General features: G+C 31.8%; 17 protein-coding genes and 2 riboswitches. Of the genes, 3 read left to right on the forward strand and 14 right to left on the reverse strand.

Annotation, left to right across the window (positions count from 1 at the left end):
* Positions 1-27 precede the first annotated feature (27 nt).
* From B5X81_RS19080 to B5X81_RS19140, 13 genes are all read right to left on the reverse strand, one after another.
* Complete coding sequence (locus B5X81_RS19080; RefSeq protein ID WP_079494010.1) at positions 28-852, reverse strand: MurR/RpiR family transcriptional regulator; 825 nt, start codon at positions 850-852, stop codon at positions 28-30.
* Between the two features lie 253 nt (positions 853-1105).
* Entirely contained in the window at positions 1106-2281 is a 1176-nt protein-coding gene (locus tag B5X81_RS19085) for a M20 metallopeptidase family protein (protein WP_079494011.1), read from the reverse strand.
* 14 nt (positions 2282-2295) lie between these two features.
* Positions 2296-3393 carry a mandelate racemase/muconate lactonizing enzyme family protein gene (locus B5X81_RS19090; RefSeq protein WP_079494013.1) on the reverse strand — a complete coding sequence of 366 codons (1098 nt, stop codon included), beginning with the start codon at positions 3391-3393 and terminating at the stop codon, positions 2296-2298.
* A 14-nt stretch (positions 3394-3407) separates the two neighbouring features.
* Positions 3408-4154 carry a serine hydrolase gene (locus B5X81_RS19095; protein WP_244282163.1) on the reverse strand — a complete coding sequence of 249 codons (747 nt, stop codon included), beginning with the start codon at positions 4152-4154 and terminating at the stop codon, positions 3408-3410.
* Positions 4132-5019, reverse strand: a complete 888-nt coding sequence (locus tag B5X81_RS19100) for a carbon-nitrogen family hydrolase (protein WP_244282164.1) — start codon at positions 5017-5019, stop codon at positions 4132-4134. The genes B5X81_RS19095 and B5X81_RS19100 overlap by 23 nt, the downstream gene beginning before the upstream one ends.
* A 95-nt stretch (positions 5020-5114) precedes the next feature.
* Positions 5115-6419, reverse strand: a complete 1305-nt coding sequence (locus tag B5X81_RS19105; RefSeq protein ID WP_079494016.1) for a citrate transporter — start codon at positions 6417-6419, stop codon at positions 5115-5117.
* A 117-nt stretch (positions 6420-6536) separates the two neighbouring features.
* Positions 6537-7382, reverse strand: a complete 846-nt coding sequence (locus B5X81_RS19110; protein WP_079494018.1) for a MurR/RpiR family transcriptional regulator — start codon at positions 7380-7382, stop codon at positions 6537-6539.
* A gap of 198 nt (positions 7383-7580) precedes the next feature.
* Entirely contained in the window at positions 7581-9668 is a 2088-nt protein-coding gene (locus B5X81_RS19115; RefSeq protein ID WP_079494019.1) for a putative bifunctional diguanylate cyclase/phosphodiesterase, read from the reverse strand.
* A 444-nt stretch (positions 9669-10112) separates the two neighbouring features.
* Positions 10113-13697: a molybdopterin-dependent oxidoreductase gene (locus B5X81_RS19120; RefSeq protein WP_079494021.1), complete on the reverse strand. Its 3585-nt coding sequence runs from the start codon at positions 13695-13697 to the stop codon at positions 10113-10115.
* A 16-nt stretch (positions 13698-13713) separates the two neighbouring features.
* Positions 13714-15468 (reverse strand): NADH-quinone oxidoreductase subunit NuoF, encoded by a 1755-nt coding sequence (locus B5X81_RS19125; protein ID WP_079494022.1) that lies wholly within the window; start codon positions 15466-15468, stop codon positions 13714-13716.
* A 3-nt stretch (positions 15469-15471) separates the two neighbouring features.
* Positions 15472-15993 carry an NADH-quinone oxidoreductase subunit NuoE gene (gene nuoE / locus B5X81_RS19130; RefSeq protein WP_079494024.1) on the reverse strand — a complete coding sequence of 174 codons (522 nt, stop codon included), beginning with the start codon at positions 15991-15993 and terminating at the stop codon, positions 15472-15474.
* A 523-nt stretch (positions 15994-16516) separates the two neighbouring features.
* Positions 16517-16598: riboswitch (glycine riboswitch) on the reverse strand.
* A gap of 3 nt (positions 16599-16601) precedes the next feature.
* A riboswitch (glycine riboswitch) is annotated at positions 16602-16701 on the reverse strand.
* A 283-nt stretch (positions 16702-16984) separates the two neighbouring features.
* The gene (locus B5X81_RS19135; RefSeq protein ID WP_079494025.1) at positions 16985-17518 is read right to left on the reverse strand and encodes a spore maturation protein; all 534 of its coding nucleotides are present in this window, start codon (positions 17516-17518) and stop codon (positions 16985-16987) included.
* A gap of 4 nt (positions 17519-17522) precedes the next feature.
* Positions 17523-18095 carry a nucleoside recognition domain-containing protein gene (locus tag B5X81_RS19140; protein ID WP_079494027.1) on the reverse strand — a complete coding sequence of 191 codons (573 nt, stop codon included), beginning with the start codon at positions 18093-18095 and terminating at the stop codon, positions 17523-17525.
* Between the two features lie 203 nt (positions 18096-18298).
* Here B5X81_RS19140 and B5X81_RS19145 point away from each other — a divergent pair, with 203 nt between their 5' ends.
* Positions 18299-18733, forward strand: a complete 435-nt coding sequence (locus tag B5X81_RS19145; protein WP_139380395.1) for a YxiG family protein — start codon at positions 18299-18301, stop codon at positions 18731-18733.
* A 189-nt stretch (positions 18734-18922) separates the two neighbouring features.
* Here B5X81_RS19145 and B5X81_RS19150 read toward each other — a convergent pair whose 3' ends face one another.
* A complete protein-coding gene (locus B5X81_RS19150) occupies positions 18923-19429 on the reverse strand; it encodes a flavin reductase family protein (RefSeq protein ID WP_079494030.1) in 507 nt (168 codons plus the stop codon).
* 261 nt (positions 19430-19690) lie between these two features.
* On the opposite strand from B5X81_RS19150, the gene B5X81_RS19155 reads away from it, so the two are divergent.
* Positions 19691-20050 (forward strand): YtxH domain-containing protein, encoded by a 360-nt coding sequence (locus B5X81_RS19155; protein ID WP_079494031.1) that lies wholly within the window; start codon positions 19691-19693, stop codon positions 20048-20050.
* A gap of 95 nt (positions 20051-20145) precedes the next feature.
* Positions 20146-20547, forward strand: coding sequence for a DUF948 domain-containing protein (locus B5X81_RS19160; RefSeq protein ID WP_079494033.1), 402 nt, complete (start codon positions 20146-20148; stop codon positions 20545-20547).
* Positions 20548-20635 lie beyond the last annotated feature (88 nt).

Here is a 20635-nt window from a genome sequence, read left to right on the forward strand (position 1 = left end):
CTGCCAAATTATAATTATGCAATTTCCTCACATATAACTATTATGCTTTAATATATCGTTAATCTCTTTATTATTAATATTTATATAGCTGTAGTAAATTAAATCTACAATATACAGAAGTGTCAGCCTCGATGTGGTTGTTATTAATCTATTTCTCATATCGGTAGAACTTACATAAATTACTACATCAAAAATTTCTTCAAAGTAATCATTTTTTTTATTAGTAAATAGAATTGTCTTTGATTTTTGCTCTTTAGAAATTTTTAAGCTTTCTATTATGCTCTCTGTTTCTCCCGAATAGGTAATTCCGATTGCTAGGGTATCGCTATTGGAATTTTTTGCTGCAAAATACTGTAAGTTTTTATCATTGTATGATTTGCAATATTTGGCTATTCTATCTAGTTTCAATTCTAAATCCCGGGCCACTAAGTATGTAGAGCCTACAGCATACACATTTACCAGCTGAGCATTTTTTATAAAATTCACTACTAGCTCCAATTTCTTATCCGTTAATAAATCCCTTGTTTCTACAAAAGACATTGTAATATTTTTAAGATATTCATTTGCTGTTTCTGCCAGTCCATGATTACCAGCAATTATATTTTTTTCATTTTCCTTTATATTTTGTGCTAATTTATATTTTAATTCTGAAAATCCGCTAAGTCCAAGGGCTTTACAAAATCTTATTATGGTGGTACTTGATACATGACATGTATGCTGCAGGTATTTAATCTTTAAATTTTCTATTTTTTCTACACTTTCTATTTTCAAAAGATAATCAGCTATACCTGCATAGGAATAGTTTTTACCCTCGGTTAAGTCTTCCAACTGTTTTATTAGCCGTTTCCCCATCTTTTTATCATTTCCTTTCTTAAAGGAATAGATATCCTTGTTACTTTATTTTTCCTCAGTATAGCACTTCTTTGTTTTAGTGACAAGGTAAAACAATGGAATACCAAAAATAGAAATAATAAAATAAGACTAGGAGCTGTTTAATCTTGTTTTTGAACAATATTAATCATTCCTAGCCTTTCTAACCTTTACTTATATTTTTTTGCTTTGTCATCTGTCAATCGAAAAACTTGCATAATTGAGCAAATTGGAGTTATGCAATTTCCTCAATTATGTATAGTCCTAATAATCTAAGTCCTACTTTTATTGTTTCATTATCTGCAAAAAACCTGTCGCTATGGAGGGGATATTTACTATCACATCCTAAATGAAAATATAAAGATGGCTTATGCTTGCAAAATGCTGAAAAATCTTCTCCTATTAGTGAAGGTTTAATATTTGTTTTTACATTTTCCCCACCTAAAATTTTCTCAGCACTTTTTATAAAGCTTGCTGTTAGCTGCTCATTGTTTAATACAGGATTATATCCATTTATTATATCAATATCATAATCTGCACCATAGGAATTACTGATTCCCTTTACTATTTCCTTTAATCTAGATTGTATTTTTTTTCTACTATCTTCTGATAAGGTTCTAATAGTTCCTTCAAGCTCTGTATGATCACATATTATATTATACCTTCCTGTTGAGTTTATTTTACCAATACTAATTATACAAGGTTCGAAGGCATTTATTTCTCTTTTCAATTTAAATTCTACTGCATTTATAATGTCTGCTCCTATGGATATAGCATCTACCCCCTTATGGGGTTCAGCAGCATGGGCATTTTTCCCTTTAATTATTATTTTAAATCTATCGGAGGCAGCCATAATTGCTCCGGGCTTTATTCCTATTTCTCCTATTTTGTAACTTGGCCAAACATGAAAGCCATAAACCTCAGAAACCTTTGGATTGCTTAACACTCCCTTTTCTATTAAAAGCTTAGCTCCTCCCCTTGGACTGCATTCTTCTGCCGGCTGGAAAATAATTTTCACGTTAACTTTAAGATCTTCTTTAAATCTGTTTAACAGTACTGCAAGGCCCACTCCTATTGATGTATGGACATCATGGCCACAGGCATGCATAACTTCTTTATTCTTTGATGTAAAGGATAATCCTGTATTTTCCCGTATAGGAAGTGCATCTATATCTACTCTCACTGCAATTGTTTTCTCACAATTATTGAAGATATTTGCTATAGCCCCTGTAATATTTTCAAATCTATATACCTTTACATTATTTTTTTCTAGTATATTAACTATTCTATTTGTTGTCTCTATTTCTTTATAGCCTAATTCTGGATACATGTGTATATTCTTGCGAAAATCTACAATATTATCAAATATATTGCTAATTTCTTTTTCAATTCCTTCTTTAAGTCTGCTCATTCTACCACTCTTTCTTATTTAAAAATGGATTCATCCACTTCAATTCCCAGTCCAGGTTTGTCAGAGCATATTACTTTACCATCATTAATTTCAAATTGGTTTTTGATCAAATCATATTCATGTAAAGGACCTCCCAAAAGTAGGTCATTGGGCATATTTACAGTTTTACTGCTGGCTACAAAATGTATGCTGGCAGCTGAACCTATGCCTACCTCCAAATTACTGCCGGCAGTTCCAGTGAGACCACTTATTTCTAGAGCATCAGCTATTTTTTTAGCTATTGTAAGCCCACCTACTTTTCCCACCTTAATATTTACTATATCTGCCGCCCTTTCTTTTATTATTCTATATACATCATGGAGGCTGGATACTGACTCGTCTGCCATAATTGGAGTTTTAAGATGCTCCTTTACATATTTCATTCCTTCGATATCCCATCTTCTTACAGGTTGTTCAATACTCTCTAAGCCAAATTCTTCAATTCTTCTAAAAACCTCTACAGCAGTTTTGTAATCATATCCCTGATTGGCATCTAGTCTGATAGGTACATCCTTTCCCACTGCTTCCCTTATACCTTTAACTAAGTTGTAATCAATCTGTGGAGTATTCCCAACCTTTACTTTTAAAGTTTTATAACCCTGTGCAAGCTTTTCCTTTGCTTCTTGTATAGATCCTTCTAAATCCTGCATACCTACTACCCAGCTAAGTTCTATTTCCGATCTATATTTACCGCCTAATAATTTATAAGCCGGCACACCTAAAGCTTTGCCCATTATATCATATAAAGCTATATCTATAGTTGATTTTGCAGCATAATTTCCATATATGGCCAAGTTCATTCTCTCATGGATTAAGTCTACATCAAATGCATTTAATCCGATTAAAGCAGGCTTTAAATATTTATCAATCACTAGTTTAATAGTATCGGCTGTTTCTCCCATAAAAGCTGGTGAAGGAGAAGCCTCACCATATCCTATTACCCCATGATTTGTTATAATTTTAACAACAGCATGCCCCCTTGTCTTGGCAGCATAAAGAGCTATCTTCCACTGTTTTTTTAAAGGTAATTCTATTACTTTAACTTCAACATCCTTAATTATACTTTTATTCATCAAAATCACCTAACCTATTTATAATAATCATATACTGCTTTTCCTATATTGTTGTTAAGTTTAATCCCTTCAATATTATTCTTAAGATTTTTTGTTAATACAATAATAAATACAGCCTCTTCTTTTATAAACAATATCCCTGCATCGTGTTCAACACCTGGCAAATCTCCTGTTTTATGGGCAAGTTCCATAGAATCACCCATTAAAACCGGAAGCTTATTATTACATTGCTGTCTTTTTAAAATATCTATTATTTCCTTCTTTTGTAATGACTTTTCCAAAATTTTTAAAACATCTATTGAAGATGTATAATTATCAAGTCCCTTTTCTTTAGCCTTTCCATCCATCATTTTTCTTTGAAGCACTGTATGCTTCAGTTTATTATTTTCAATAGTCCTATTTATATTGTCCATACCCAATAAATCTATAAGCATATTGGTTGCTGTATTATCACTTAAAACAATCATTAAAGTGGCAAGGTCCTTTACAGATAATTTAATTCCAGAATGTAATTCCTTTAATATTCCAAAACCATCTACTTTGTCTTTATCTTCAATTGATATCTCCTGTTCTAATGTAAATTCGCCTTTTTCTATTCGCTCAAACAGTTCCCATAGAATGTATAATTTTATAACACTTGCAGCAGGAAATACTGTATCTTCATTAATCATAATACTTTCATTTTCTTTAGGATTTTTTATGATTACACTTACATCGCCCTCTGCATCCTTTATAAGATCATCGATTGTTTTTCTCAGCACATGACCCCTCCTTTTCCACCTTTAATATATCATTGGGATAGCTTTGAGGCCTTCGGTCATAATACATTGGAATTATATTTCTGACTTCTTTGACTTTTTCAAAGTCTACTTCTCCAATTAATATACTTTCTTCTTCATCTCCTTCTTCAAGGACATTTCCCCATGGATCAATTATTAATGAATGACCAAAGTAAGATGAGTTGCCGGCTGATCCAACTCTATTACATGCAATAATATACAGCTGATTTTCTATGGCTCTGGCTTGAAGTAAAACCCTCCAATGGTTCAATTTTGGATTTGGAAAATTGGATACTACTATAATAGCCTCTGCCCCCCTTAGAGCATAGGTTCTAGATAGTTCTACAAATCTAATATCGTAACAGGTCATTAGACTAATTTTTCCAAATTCTGTATCAAATACTGGCATATCCATTCCATTTTTAAAGCCTATATCTTCATCCATAGCACTATATAGATGCATTTTTCTGTATTTACCTTTTACTTCTCCATTTCTATCTATTAAAAATATGGTATTATATATACCATTTTCATCCTTCTCAACAATGGAACCGCCTACAATCCAAACCTTATTTTTAAATGCCATTTCCTTTAATGAATTAACGATTTTTCCATTTTCATATTCTCCATATTTTTCTACGCTATGAAAAACTTCTTCTGAATAACCTGTAGTCCATGTTTCAGGCAAAACAATCATATCGGGTTTATCCTTCATTGCTTTTTTTAAAAGGTCCTTTACCTTACTTAAATTTTTATCAGGGTCTTTGTAGACAATGTCCAATTGAATCATAGCTGCCTTAAAGGTCATATCGATTCTCCTTTCACCTTCTACTGATGGTAAACCCATGATAACCTTGTATTAATTTGATTTACTAATACAATATGCTATTTAAAAAATAAAGGAATTATCATGGGTTTATAAAATCTTCAAATTGAAATATTCTAGAATTTATAGGTTACAGCCCTAATAACAACTAATAAAACAGTCAGTGCCGTAATTAGCAGTCCATTTTTTATCATGCTTTTTAAATCCTTTGATCTAGCTAATCCCATCTGCCCTACCATATCTCCGGTAGGATATGCAAAGAACGTAATTTGCGATCCAACTAATAATACTAAGGCCCATAAATGCATAGGTATATCTAAATCATTAACAATTGGTAAAAATAAATCGTATAAAACCTTTTCCTGGGCAACAGCCGCTCCAGATACTCCAAATACACCAACAAGTGTACTGATTATCATAAAGCCAGCCTCTCCACCAGCATCAATTAATGGTTTTAGGTATCCCGCTAAAGCATCAAAGGCTCCTGATTCAGTAACAAATCTTAAGAAGGGATCATATAAAACAAATAGGAAAAATAACCAGTACATTCTAGCACTACCTCTTAACAAGACTTTTAAGGTTTCAGTGGCACTAAGTCCAGCTGACCATCCAGTAACAAATGCAACAGCAGTCATAACAACAAGTGCATAAGCAGCTCCTGCCTTTGCAATAATTCCATAAACAATTAGTGCTATCATCGCTAAAGCAAATCCAGTAGTTGCCTTTTTAATCCGTGGTGTAAGGACGAATTCTGTTGTATCTACCATATCTTCTTTGGAATATGTTACTACATTTTCATATCTTTTTTGTGTTCTTAATGCTATAATAAAAGTAGATATCCAGATAAGGATTGAAACAGGTAAACCTACATGGAGCATATATGTTCCATAGCTAATTCCTGTTAGAGCCATGGTAGTAACTACGGGAGGCACAAAGGGTCCTAGGAACAATCCAGTAGCTCCTGCTCCATGTAATAATACGCCCAAGGTATTTGGAGAAATCCCAAAGCTCGCAACTATGGGAATAATAATTGGGGCTAATATGGCATTTGAACCTGCCATAGATCCTAGTAATCCCACTAAAATAACAGATGCAGCCATAGTGGCTATCATGGCTTGCTTCCTTGTTTTAACTCCTGTTTTAGTTACTACTATGTTTACAATATTTTGAGCAACCTTGGTTTCACTTAAGACTTCACCAAGTCCTGCCCCCATTAAAATAATAAAACCAATTAGGCCTAAAAATGAGCCTAGGGCTTTTTGAAGTGCCACCCCAAAGGTAACGGGAGTCTGACCTGTCAATATTGCCCCTATAATAACACATAAAAATACCACCATAAGCATATCCTTCCCTCTAAAGGACAATATGATATACACCAGTAGAGGTAAAAATCCTATTATTGCAGGTAAATCAAATATCATTCACTACTACCTCCTTATTTATTTAATCAGTAAAAAGCTTCTTTCCTCCTTTCCTTACTGTATTTAGCTTTATTATATAGCTGTGTAATTAAGAAGTTTAATCTATAAAATACCAATCTAACTATATATACCACTATCTATTGCTATTTTTTCTTGATTTTTTAGTTTTTCTAAGGTTTTTTCTTTGTCTATTTTACCAAGTTTTACTATTAGGGCATTAAGTATAGTCATTGCTGAAACAAAGGAAAAGGTGTTGGTGGCATTTTTGGCAAGTAGAGTTGTATTGGCCTTTATAGCAATAGGTGACGAATAGCTGTCGGTAATAGCAATAATTTTATTTCCATTATCCTTAAAAAATTTAGTAATATCAGAAGTAAACTTTGTATATTGTGAGAAACTTATTGCAATGAGCACATCATTTTTTCTTACATATGCCAGCTTATTTGAAAAATCCTGATGTCCAGGATTAATAAACTCAATATTTTCCATAAAACCCTGAAGCATAAATCCAAGATAATAAGCCACAGTGTAAGTAGATCTACATCCTAATATATAAACTTTCCTACTCTTTGTAATAAACTCAATGGCTTTATTAAAATTTTCATATAGTTCATCTGAATAAGTGGCTTGCAATATTTTAATATTAGAATCAATTGTTTCCTGTAGAATATTCTTATCATCACTGCTTTCAATAAAGTGTTTAACCTCTCTCATTGGTACAATTTCTTTTTCAACAATCCCCTGTATCTCTTTTTGAAGGTCAGGATATCCTTTAAATCCCATATGCTGAGAAAATCTTGTAATACTAGCAGTACTTACTCCTATTTTTTCCTTCAGTTCCTTTATTGATAGGAAGGGAATAATTGAATAATTATCCTTGACAAAATCTGCTATTAATTTAAATGTCTTGGATAAGTTGCTGTATTGTTTATCTATTTGGCTAAAAATACTTTTTGATCCCATAATTCACCCCTAAGTGTAATTTTTTTTACAGTTCATTCTATATATTTAATATATTTTTCTTTAATTTAAATTTTCTGAATTTTTCTGTCATAAATATTATATCATCCTCGATTCATGTTGTAAATATATTTTGTAATATTTTTTTCATTTTTTGATTAAAATAAAAATATTATTACATAATTTTGTAAAAACACCTCCTTAGTTTAATATTTTCACAAATTCCTCAGCAGGTAAAGGCTTATTAAAAAAATATCCCTGTCCCAAATCACAATTTATTGTTTTTAAATAGTTATATTGTTCTTCAGTTTCTATTCCTTCTGCAACAACCTGCAATCCTATGTTATGGGCTAATCTAATTAAACATTTAGTAATGGCCTGATCTTTACATTCTATTGTTACATTGTCAATAAATGATTTATCCAATTTTAAAAAGTCAATAGGCAACTTTTTCAAGTAATTTAATGAAGAATATCCTGTTCCAAAATCATCTAATGCAATTCTTATACCCATCTTTTTTAGTTCATTAAGTACATCAATGGTATAATCCAGATCTTCCAGTATAGTATTTTCAGTAATTTCAATAACTAAGTATTTCTTCTCTAATCCTATTTCTTCTAAAATCCCTTTTATATTTTTAACAAGTTTCTTTTGTCTAAATTCTATAGCAGACATATTTACTGATATCTTATTGGGATTATATCCTTTATCTATCCAATTTTTATATTGAGTACAGGCAGTTTCCAGGGTCCATTTTCCAATGTCTTTAATAATTCCTGTTTTTTCAGCTGTGGGAATGAAATTATTTGGTGGTATTCTGCCTTTTTGGGGATGATTCCATCTAATTAATGCCTCTGAACCAATTATTTTATCCTCTTTCAAATCAATTATTGGTTGGTAATAAAGAATGAATTCATTATTCTCTACCCCATGCTTTAAACTTTTTTTCATATCAATAAATTCTATTTTCTGCATATACATTTCTTCTTTGAAAATTTTATAACCTTTTTTTCCTGCTTCTTTTGCAGAATACATTGCAGTATCAGCATTTCTTAGTATTGTTTGAAAGTCCTGTCCATGGTCGGGATAAATAGCTATTCCAATACTTGTTGAAATATAAAACTCCTGATCATTGAGTATCCATGGTTTTTCCAAAGAATTTATAATCCTATTTGACAATTTATACAGTTGATTTAAATCTTTAATATCTGTTACAATCAAGGCAAACTCATCGCCACCAAGACGAGCCAATGTATAATCTTCTTTTTTATATTTTATAAGTTCATTTGTAATTTTTTTCAATAACATATCTCCATATGTATGTCCAAGTGTATCATTTACATTCTTAAAATCATCTAAATCGAAGTATAATAATGCACATTTTTTATTAGTTCTTTTAGCCCAATATATTTTTGAAGTTAATTCTTTTTCAAACATAGCTCGATTAGGCAATCCTGTTATTAAATCATAGTAGGCTAGACTTAAGACCCTCTCTTCATTTCTTTTTTGCTCAGTAATATCCGTATATGAACCTGCTATTCTGATTGGTTTATTATTTTCATCCCATATAGCTTGTCCTTTGCTCAGTATCCATTTATATTTACCGCTTTCTGTCCTCAATCTGTAAATACTTATATAATTATTTATATTTCTGCTTAAATAGTCGCTAAAAACCTTTACTGCATCATTTCTATCATCGGGATGCAAAAGACTTTTCCACGTGCTAATAGTATATTCCCTTTCAATATCTTCATATCCTAATATCTTTTTTCCCCTGGGCGAAAGATACATTTTATTATTTTTCACATCCCAATCCCAAATGCCATCATTTGCTCCCTCAACAGCTAATTGGTATCTTATTTCGCTCTTTTCTAAAGCTTCTTCGTTTAGCTTAATTTCTTCAAATCTATTTTCTAAATCCTCTTCTGCAGTAATTAATTCTTCATAGGCTAAATTAAGCTCTTCATAGCTCCTATATAATTTATTTGAAACTAATTCAATCTTTGCTAGAGAATTTTTAACAACAAAAAATAAAAGAACTCCTGTTATTAAAATATATATAAAGCCTTTATAGGTTTGTATTATTTGAACTTGTTTTATATCATTAACTAAGGCTTGTAAAATTTTATCAGACAATAATATCCACAAACACCCTATTAATGTATATAATATACAAATTTTAAGAGCTGTTTTAATTGAATTTACAGAAATGTATTTAAATCCTAATAAATTGAATATATCTGATTCATTATCTTTATTTACTTTTAGTTTCTTTCTTAAATTAAACATAATAGATACCCCCTAGAAGAATGTGACCAAATAAAATGATTGTAGGTTTGTAGAAACTTGTCTCTATTTGTAAACATTATATTCTATCCCATTAGAATTTATCAAGAAAATATATCCAATAAACTATTTTATAAATAAAGAAAACTTGAAATTTTATCCATATTTTTCTTTAATTTGAAATTTATGTTTTGTTATTTTTTATTTAATACCCTACATAGAAGGTCTAAAACATTACTGAAAGAATATAAAAAATCCCAGGTTTTAATTACTACCCGGGATTTTTTAATCAAAAAATATATATTATTTGGTTGTGAAAAAAATCAGATTATAATGTTTTTAAAGAGAGATTTTTACAGTTTTTATAAAGGAGAATCAAAACCTTTGGCAAAATGTAACTTCTGATTATTTTTCATCAACCTACTGAAACACGTAATATTGTTCTAGTTAAATCAATTCTTCTTTTTTAAGTTTTTCTATAAAATCATTATTCAAATGACTTGTATTGATTTTTTTATCAAACAGCTTACCATCCTCAACAATTTGAAGTCTAGCTTTTTTGTCTGGGAAATTAAATCCATCTTCATCTCCATAAAGTATAGGACTTCTTTGAGATGGCCAGAAAATATATTGTTCCATTTCCTTGTTAACCTTAAAGTACTCTGGTATATTTACTGATATTTCCTTCAGTATATCCTCTGGACTATTATATTCCATATCACTACTTAATACTTCTGCAAGCTTTAATACTGTTTCCCAGTTTTCTGTCTTTGTAAGAGGAGGTATAGCTTGATTTATTCTTTGAATTCTTCTTTCACTGTTTGTATAGGTTCCTCTAGATTCTGCAAATCCGACTGCTGGTAAAACAACATCTGCTTTTTTAGCGGTTTCACTTAAATTAATATCTGCAACCATCAAGAACTCTAGATTTGTTAAATCTACATTGGATATATCCTCTCCAAATACAAGTAATCCCTTAATATTCTTTTCTTTTATACCTGCTATAACTTCCTGTGAATCCTTTGAGATACCCATATCCACAAGGCCTTGACTGTTATTATTAGCTTTGAGCTGTATAATACCATTACGAGCTTTTCCTATATGTCCAGATATAACTGCCATATTTGCAATCATCTTTGCTCCATCGGCTGTAATACCATTTTGATCAAATACAAGCATAGCTTTTTTAGAACTTCCATAGATATTAGCTATCTCCTTAGCTTCTTCACTTACCTTAACTCCTTCAAGGCTTGCTTTTAATTCTTCAAAACCTACTGCTCTCTTATCAGATGGCATAAATCCATTATCAATTAGGGCCTTTGTTATTTCCTTTAAGAATGATACATTATTTTCAGGAACTACTTTTTTATATGCCCACTCATCTATTCTTGTCTCCCTTGGATTAATGGTAATAAGCTTGGCTCCATTTTCTACAGCTTTTTTAATCTTAAGTCCAACAACAGTATGATCATTCATTATATCAGACCCAATAAGAATTATTGTTTCTGTAGAAAGGATTTCTCCAAAGGTATTTGTTGAAGCATCGTATCCAAGTACATCCTTTATTCCATTTTGTAAACTGTTAAAGGAAACTACATTATCAGTATTTAATACTTCCTTTGCAAACTTGGATATCAAATAAATTTCTTCATTTGTATATTTATCTGAAACAGCCACAGCCAAGGAATCATTGCCATAAATAGATTGTAAGCTTTTAGCTTTCTTTCCAGCATGAAGGGCTGCTTCTTCCCATGAAACTCCCTCAAGTTTATCTCCTTTGCGAACTAAAGGCTTTATAATTCTTGTGTTTTCTGAAGCAATATCAAATCCAAATCTACCCCTTACGCATAGTAATCCATCATCAACCTTGCTTTCTCTATTTGGAAGGGCTCTCACAAGCATATCGCCCTTTGTATTTAAATTAATATTACATCCAACACTACAGTGGGAACAAATTGTAGGAGTTTCCTTTGCCTTAACAGGAACAGATTTATCTATAGATAATTTTTCTCCAAGAGCTCCCGTTGGACACACGCTAATACATTGTCCACATGATATACAATCTGTATTTCTCAAAGGCTTATCCAAGGCCGGTTTAACGATTGTATCAAACCCTCTATCTACTAAGCCAAGGGCTGAAATACCCATTACTTCATCACATACCCTTACGCATAAACCACAGAGAATACATTTATCTGCATTTCTTTGAATAAATGGATGATCATCATCTGTTTGACGTTTATGAACTTCACCACTGATTCTTTCAGGTTTTACATCATATTCATTTGAATACTCAATTAATTTACATTCAAAGAAATCATGACATCCACATTCAAGACATCGCATAGCTTCTTGCTTAGCATCTTCTTCACTATATCCGAATACTACTTCTTCAAAATTAGTTTTTCTTGCCTCAGGAGAAAGATGTGGCATTTTAGGTCTACTTTTCTTTTCTACATAATCAAAATCTTCTTCTGTTAAATCATGTCTTTCTACATAATAAGGTTTTTTATAGGGAATATCTTCTCCCTCAAGATACCTACAAATAACTCCAGCCGCTCTTTTAGATTCTCCTATAGCTTCTATAGCAATACTTGCTCCCTTATTAGTTGCATCTCCACCAGCAAAAACTCCATCTAAATTTGTTTTAAAACTATTTTCATCGGCAGAAATTGTTCCTCTTTTTGTAAGCTCTAATTCTTCAAATCCTGCTGGATTAACTTTTTGTCCTATCGCAGAAATAATAGAGTCCACTTCCATTATTTCTTCTTCTCCTTCAATAGGTACAGGTCTTCTTCTTCCGCTTTCATCAGGTTCTCCCTGCTTCATTTTTTGCAGTCTAATTTTACTAGCTTTTCCATTCTCATCTATTACCTCTATAGGGCTAACTAAAAACTTAAATATTACCCCTTCTTCTTTTGCTTCAATTATTTCTACCTCATCGGCAGGCATTTCTGCCTCTGTTCTACGATATAATAGATAAACTTCTTTAGCTCCAAGTCTTACAGCAGTTCTACATGCATCCATAGCTGTATTTCCTCCACCAACTACGGCTACTTTATCCCCGATTTTAATAGACTGTCCTAAGGAAACCTTATTTAAGAAGTCAATTCCGCCTATAACCCCTTCTAAATCTTCACCTGGACATCTTAGCTTTCCACTTACCCAAGCTCCTATACTTACATAAACTGCATCAAAGGTTTTTCTTATATGATTAAAGTCTATGTCCTTGCCAACTCTTATATTATTAACCATTTCTACGCCCATTTTTTCAATTATACCTATTTCCTTATCAAGAACTTCCTTTGGAAGACGGTATTGTGGGATACCATATCTAAGCATTCCTCCCATTTTAGGCATAGCTTCAAATATTACTACTTCATGGCCTTCCTTGGCAAGATAATATGCTGAAGTAAGTCCTCCAGGACCGCCACCTATAACTGCCACTCTTTTTCCAGTATCCGGCTTAATTTCCGGAATAAAAGCATCTTCATTTTTTAAATCTATATCTGCTACAAAGCTTTTAAGCCATGCTATAGATATAGGCTCATCGGCAAGTTGTCTTCTACATGCATCTTCACATGGATGGGGACATACTCTTCCTATACTTGCAGGTAGAGGTAATTCTTCTTTTATAAGCTCAAGAGCCTGATCATATTCTCCATTTGCAATAAGTCCTACATATCCCTGACAATCTGTATTGGCTGGACATGCTAGTACACATGGTGGTCGACAATCTCCAACATGGTCTGAAAGTAAAAGTTCCAGGGCAGTTTTTCTTGACTCTCTTATCCTTTGAGAATTTGTTTTAATAACCATTCCATCTCTTATTTCCGTAGCACATGCCCTTAGAAGCTTTGGTACTCCTTCTACTTCTACAACACAAAGTCCACATGACCCATAAATTTCTATTCTTTCATCATAGCAAAGAGTAGGTATTTCTATATTATTTTCCCTTGCCACTTGAAGTATAGTCTGACCTTTATATCCTGTAACTTCTTTTCCATTTATATTCAATCTTATTTCTGGCATATTTTTTCACCCCTATCTAGTTAACTTCTATTGCTTCAAATTTACATGCTTTTTTACATGCACCACATTTAATGCATTTTTCAGTATCTATAACATGAGGCTCCTTCACATTACCAGTTATTGCTCCCACTGGACATTTTCTAGAGCAAAGAGTACATCCCACACATTTATCCTTGTTAATACTGTATGTTAATAGATTTTGACATTGTTTAGCTGGACATTTTTTATCATATATATGCTTTTCATATTCTTCTCTAAAATAACGAATTGTACTAAGAACCGGATTTGGAGCTGTTTGTCCAAGTCCGCAAAGAGATCCTTCTTTTATTTTAGTACCTAATTCTTCAAGAAGTTCTATATCTCCGTCTTTTCCTTCCCCTTCACAAATTCTTGTAAGGATTTCAAGCATTCTCTTTGTACCAAGTCTACAATATATACATTTACCGCAGGATTCTTTACGAGTAAAATCAAGGAAGAAACGAGCCATATCTACCATACAAGTTGTTTCATCCATTACAACCATACCACCGGAACCCATTATAGCACCAGTTTTACTTATTGAATCATAGTCAACAGGAGTATCTAAAAGCTCTGAAGGAATACATCCTCCCGATGGACCACCCATTTGAACTGCCTTAAATTCTTTATCGTCTTTAATACCTCCGCCAATATCAAAGATGATTTCTTTAATTGGCATTCCCATAGGAACCTCAACTAAACCGCCTTTTTTAATTTTACCTGTAAGGGCAAAAACCTTAGTTCCTTTACTCTTTTCTGTTCCCATTGCAGCAAAGGCATCTCCTCCATTTGCAAGTATCCATGGTACATTGGCAAAGGTCTCAACATTATTTATATTGGTAGGTTTTCCCCAATATCCTTTTTGTGCTGGAAATGGAGGCTTAAGTCTTGGCATACCTCTTTCTCCTTCTAAAGATGCAATAAGGGCTGTTTCTTCACCACATACAAAGGCTCCTGCACCAGCTTTTATTCTCATATCAAAATTGAAGTTTTCATCGCCAAATATTCCTTTTCCTAAAAAGCCTCTTTCTCTTGCCTGCTCAATTGCAATTTTAAGTCGAACAATAGCTAAAGGGTATTCTGCTCTAACGTAAACAACTCCTTCTTTAGCTCCCATTGCATATCCACCAATAATCATACCTTCAATTAAACTGTGGGGATCTCCTTCTAAGATACTTCTATCCATAAATGCCCCTGGATCTCCCTCATCTGCATTACAGACAATATACTTTTCATCTCCCGGAGATTGTCTTGCTGCATTCCATTTAAACCATGTAGGGAAGCCTGCTCCTCCTCTACCTCTTAAGCCTGCTGTCTTAATTTCTTCTATTACTCCATTTGGTCCCAATTCTTTAATTGCTCTTTTAGCAGCTTCATATCCGCCTTTTTCTATATATTCTTCAATATGCTCAGGATTAATAATTCCACAATTTCTAAGGGTTATTCTCTTTTGCTTGCCTATTGCTTTTTCATCTATTTCCTTTATTGTATATTCACTGGCCTTTTCTTTTCCTACAACATGCTTTGTAATTATTTCATCTATCATTTCCGGCTTTACCTGTACATATGTTGTCTTCTCTCCATTATCGTCTATAATATCCACTATAGGTTCTAAATGGCACATCCCTATACATCCAGTTAAAGTAAGCTCTACATGAAGATCTTTACTTTTTATCTGCTTTTCAAATTCTGAATGCACTTTATTTGCTCCTGCTGCTATTCCACAGCTTCCTTGTCCAATAACTATCTTCATGCTTTATACCCCCTTACTTTCGTTTTCCTTGATTTCTCTAATAATCTTTCTTGCCTTATCCGGTGTAAGATTTCCATAGGTTTCTCCATCGATCATCATAACGGGAGATAAACTGCAGCATCCAAGACAGGCAACATTTTCTAATGTGAATAAATTATCCTCTGTTGTTTCACCTTCTTTAATGTTTAGCTCATCACAAACGGCCTCTTCAATAGCTTTTGAACCATTTACATGACATGCAGTACCTTGACAAAGCATAATAATGTGTTTTCCAACGGCATCTAATCTAAACTGAGTATAAAAAGTTGCTACACCATATACCTTAGCAGGTTTTACACCTATTTCCCCGGCTATATAATCTAAAACTTCCATAGGCAAATAATTGTAAATTTCCTGTACTTCTTGAAGAACACTGATTAATGTTCCTTTTGTTCCCTTATATTTACTTACTATAGGTGCTAATTTTTCAAAATCAACTTGCATTTCTTTTGCATTTTCATTTTCTTTGCCACAACAACAACTCATTTTTTCCACTCCTCTCAATATTTAGTACGAAGCTATAGCTATATAATAAAGCCTAAGGACATCAAGCCCTTGTATTTAAACAAAATCCAATTTTTTGAAATGCTCTATATATGAATTAAATGTAATAGATATTTCTAATTTCGATTATATATTAATCATGATTATGTTGTTTGTAAAATTTTATAATAGTTGACTGAGTTAAAGACCAACAAAATTATTTAATTGGCAAAATCCTTTTATTTACTCAGAACTATTAATTCGTATACTTTTTTTAATTAAATACATCTAATACCAAGTAGTATTTTTATCTACATTTCAACATCTATTATATACCTATTATATAAACTTTGAAAAGTATAAATATGAAAACTCATAACATTATTAAAAGTTTATAGTTTAACAAATTTGAGTAAAATGTAGAAAAGTTAATTATTTTCTTTAAAGTCTATTTTGTCTATCAATATTTTTATCTGCATATCCTATCAAAAAAAGAATACGAATAACATAATAGTCATTCATACTCCTCTGTCTCTTTGCCTGAGAGATTCTACATTTCTAAAGATATAATGTATTGCTCCTTCGGCGCCATTTAGGTCTTTCCAGAGTCCCATCAGATAGCGATCCTTTTGCCTGAAAGATTCTATATAGATTTGACAAACTATATATTGCTTCTTCGGCTACCTAGAAGGTATCTCTCACTACCATCATATGGATATTTATAAATTTTTTAAATATATTTATAAATGTCTATTGACATTATTTATCTTATCATGTTTTTCAAAAAATTTCAACATATGTAACAACATAAAGCACAACAATAATCTGTATATTTAGATGAATAATAATTACACTATAGGTCATTAGTTGGCTATATATCAACATTAGTTCTAAGTTCCTAAAAATCATAACATAGGACCACATCAAATAAATGTTAATTTTCATAAAAAAAGGTAATATAGTCATCCTTTATATCTTTAATAATATGTTTAAATTAAGAAAATACTACTCTACACACAATGACAGAAGCAATAACCCCTGCTACATGGGCTATCATAGCACATGTTAATGTATGTCTTGATTTTTTTATTCCTATAGCTCCAAAATATACTGCCATGGTATAAAATATTGTTTCTGACGATCCCATCATAGTGGAAGCAATTCTTCCAATAAGAGAATCTGGTCCATATGTATTCACCAAATCCTTTACCATAGCCAGTGATCCACTACCTGAAATGGGCTTTAGAATAGCTAAAGGAATTACCTCCTTTGGAAGTCCAATTAATCTTCCCGGTATAAAAAGCATTTGTGAAAATGCCTCTAATGCTCCTGATTCCCTAAATATTCCTATTGCCAAGAATATAGCTATAAGATAGGGCATTATTTTAATAGCTGTTTTAAAGCCCTCTGCTGCTCCCTCTACAAAGGTATCATAAAGTTTAATTCCTTTAATATATCCATGGACTAATATTATGGTTATCATAAGAGGAATTGCTGTTATTGAAATTATACTCAATATTTTGTACATATATCTACTTCCCCTCCATTAGCTTACAGGCGGTAATTCCTACTATAGTAGATATGGCAGTTGCTATTAAGGCTGTAGATATTATTTCCGTGGCATTTAATGAACCTGCATCGGCCCTCACCTTTAAAACAGTAAGAGGTATTAGTTGTATTGATGACATATTGATTACTAAAAACATAGCCATGGCATTAGTCGCTGTATCCTTTTTATTATTCAATGTCTGTAATTCTTCCATGGCCTTTAGTCCCAGAGCCGTAGCAGAATTCCCTGCACCAAACATATTAGCCACCATATTCATTATAATTGCTGAACCTGCAGGATGATTTTTAGGTATGTCTGGAAATATAAATCTCAATATGGGGTTAAGGACTTTCCCAAGGCTTTTTATCAGTCCAGACCTTTCTGCTATTTTCATAAGTCCAAGCCAAGTGGCCATTATTCCTGTTAGCCCTATTGCAAAGGCCACAGCTTCTCCAGTATTTTTTATAACCACATTATTCACCATATTTAATTTTCCATTTAGAATACCAAATATTATTCCTAGAGCAATCATGAAAAACCAAATAGTATTTATCATTTTTCCCCCTCGAGATAAAAGTCTCTACTATTAGACATTGTCCTACTAAACATACTCTCATATGTTCTACATTATATGATTTCAAGATTCTAAATATTATAGAAAATGTAATATTTAATAGGATATTTTTCTATTGAATTATATATGCTGTTATGATACAAATAGATGTAGATAGTTATATATTTACACCCATAAAATTTTAGATGAAAAAAGGATGTGATTATATGGTGGAGACAAAGCTTGGACCAATTTTAAACAGCTTAAAAGAGAGCACTATTGAAAAGCTTGATATAAATGTCCCAAAGGATAAAATTTCTATAGATGTTAAAGTCCACAGAAATACTACCGATAAAGTAAAAATAGTTTTTGAGGAGGTTTTTTCTTTTTACTTTATTAATGAAGAGAATAATATGAGCAAAAAATCTTGTTTTGACTATACCAAACTCAATTCTATAGGTTTTTATGAAAATGGAGTAGGAGAATTTGCAAGCTTTGATTGTCCTGATGATGAGATAACTGAAAAAGATGTTTCTTTACCTAATTTTGCATTAGACCTTTTAGATTCCTCTATATTCATTGAAGCTAGAAGCATAAAGATAAATGATAAAAATTTTAGAGTTGGATATCCAAGTATATAGATATTGCAAAACATTTGTGAAAATGTTTTAAAGTTCTAATTTATAATTGGTAAGTTCTAAGTCTTAATGAGTCTCAGAAGTGAAATAAACATTGTAAATAGTAATAGAATAGAGTGTTAATTCCACAAGATAAAGGTAAAGTCTAGGCTTTACCTTTATCTTGTGACCTTGTAATCTAAAACATCTATTCTATTCTTTAATATAACTTGCCACTATTTCTCCATAATAGAGGACATGGAAATCACTGTCAGAATATTTGGCTTCTTTTATTTTTTTGTCTAGATTTCCTGGCTCCATAGCCTGCTTATAAACTATTTTACATTCATAATGAAGATCGCACTGGTCAATTATTGGAGTATCTACCACTTTACCCTTTTTAGGTGTTAGATTACATTCCTTAAACTTATCAATCTCTCTCTTTGATTTTGTTCCACAGATAGATAACTCTTTTTTCATATCTTTGGTAAGAGGTAGACTCACAGTAAATTCATCTGTCTTTTCAATGAGTTCATATGTGTATCTAGAGTATCTTACAGCCACCATAAATATAGGCTTATTCCATATATAACCTACACTTCCCCAGCCAATAGTCATGGTATTTAATTCATCTTTAGCCTTTACAGTAAGAAAAGCTCCTTTTTGCAGCTGATTTAACATTTCCTTTGACATTTCATTATAAGCTATGTCTTTGAACATAAAAGCACCCCCAAATATTTTTATAACTTTTAAAGCCTTGCAAACTCATTAAAGATCAATCCTACTTATCCTTATAAAATCTAGCCTATTATAATTATACACATTAATAGCACTAAAATAATCAAATTTTAACAATTTTACTCTAATAATTTTAGGACAAAAACTACTATTTTTCAAAAGCTTGCATATATTTTAATAGAACTGCAATATAGAAATTTAGGTTAATTTATTAACTTGTTTAGTTTTTGGGAGGTGTATTAAATGTTTAATTTTATTAAGAGGAGAGAATTAAAGGCTAGAAAAAAAGGGTTCTCTAAAGGTATAACTATAGGTGCTGTAATTGGAAGTATAATGGGAGGACTTACGGGTATATTAACGGCTCCCGATTCAGGTGAAAATACCCGTAAAAAGCTTCAGGAAAATGCAGAAGAGCTTAAAAATAATCTTGAAAATGATTTAATGGAAGCAAAGGATAAAGTAAATAATGAAATTGCCCAGTCAATCGAATGGCTCAGGAAGGAAATTTCTGAAGCTAAAGGTATATTTAAAAAAGAAAATCCCAAGTACAAAGATGAAACAAGTAGCGACCTTCAAGAAGCTCCTGAAAAAAATTCACTATGAGAACTACCATAAAAAAGGAAAAAGCATATGCTTGTAGAATTAATATATAAAGATAAAAAAATTCAAAAGACAAACTATATTAATGGAGTGATTTTATGAATGAGATAACTATTTCCCTTAGTGACCTAGGACTCATGCTTTTGTGGGTGGCGCTGCTCGTATTAATTTTTTATTTAATATTGGTGCTTAAAAAGTTTCATGAAACTATAAAGGAAGTAAAACAGATTTTGTCAATCAATAAGGAACATATTGAAAAAACCTTAACGGAAATGCCTTCTATTGCTAAAAATATTGATGAAATAACCGGAGAAGTATCCCATGATGTAAAATCTGTTAGAGATACTATAGATATAATAACTGAAAAAAGCGGCTCTGCTGCAAAATCACTGGAGGATACCGATAGTATAATAAAGGGTATTACTTCTATTATTCAAATGACTTTGTTTATTAAGAACTTCTGGGAAAAAAACTTTAGTAAGAAAAAGAGGGTACTTTAAGTTCTTATTATAAAATGTTTTATAGATATTCTAGTAAAATAATTAATTTATCCGCAAAAGGAAAATTCTTAAAATATAAGAGTTTTCC

It is taken from the genome of Maledivibacter halophilus, from assembly GCF_900167445.1.
In the GTDB taxonomy this organism is placed as follows: domain Bacteria; phylum Bacillota; class Clostridia; order Peptostreptococcales; family Caminicellaceae; genus Maledivibacter; species Maledivibacter halophilus.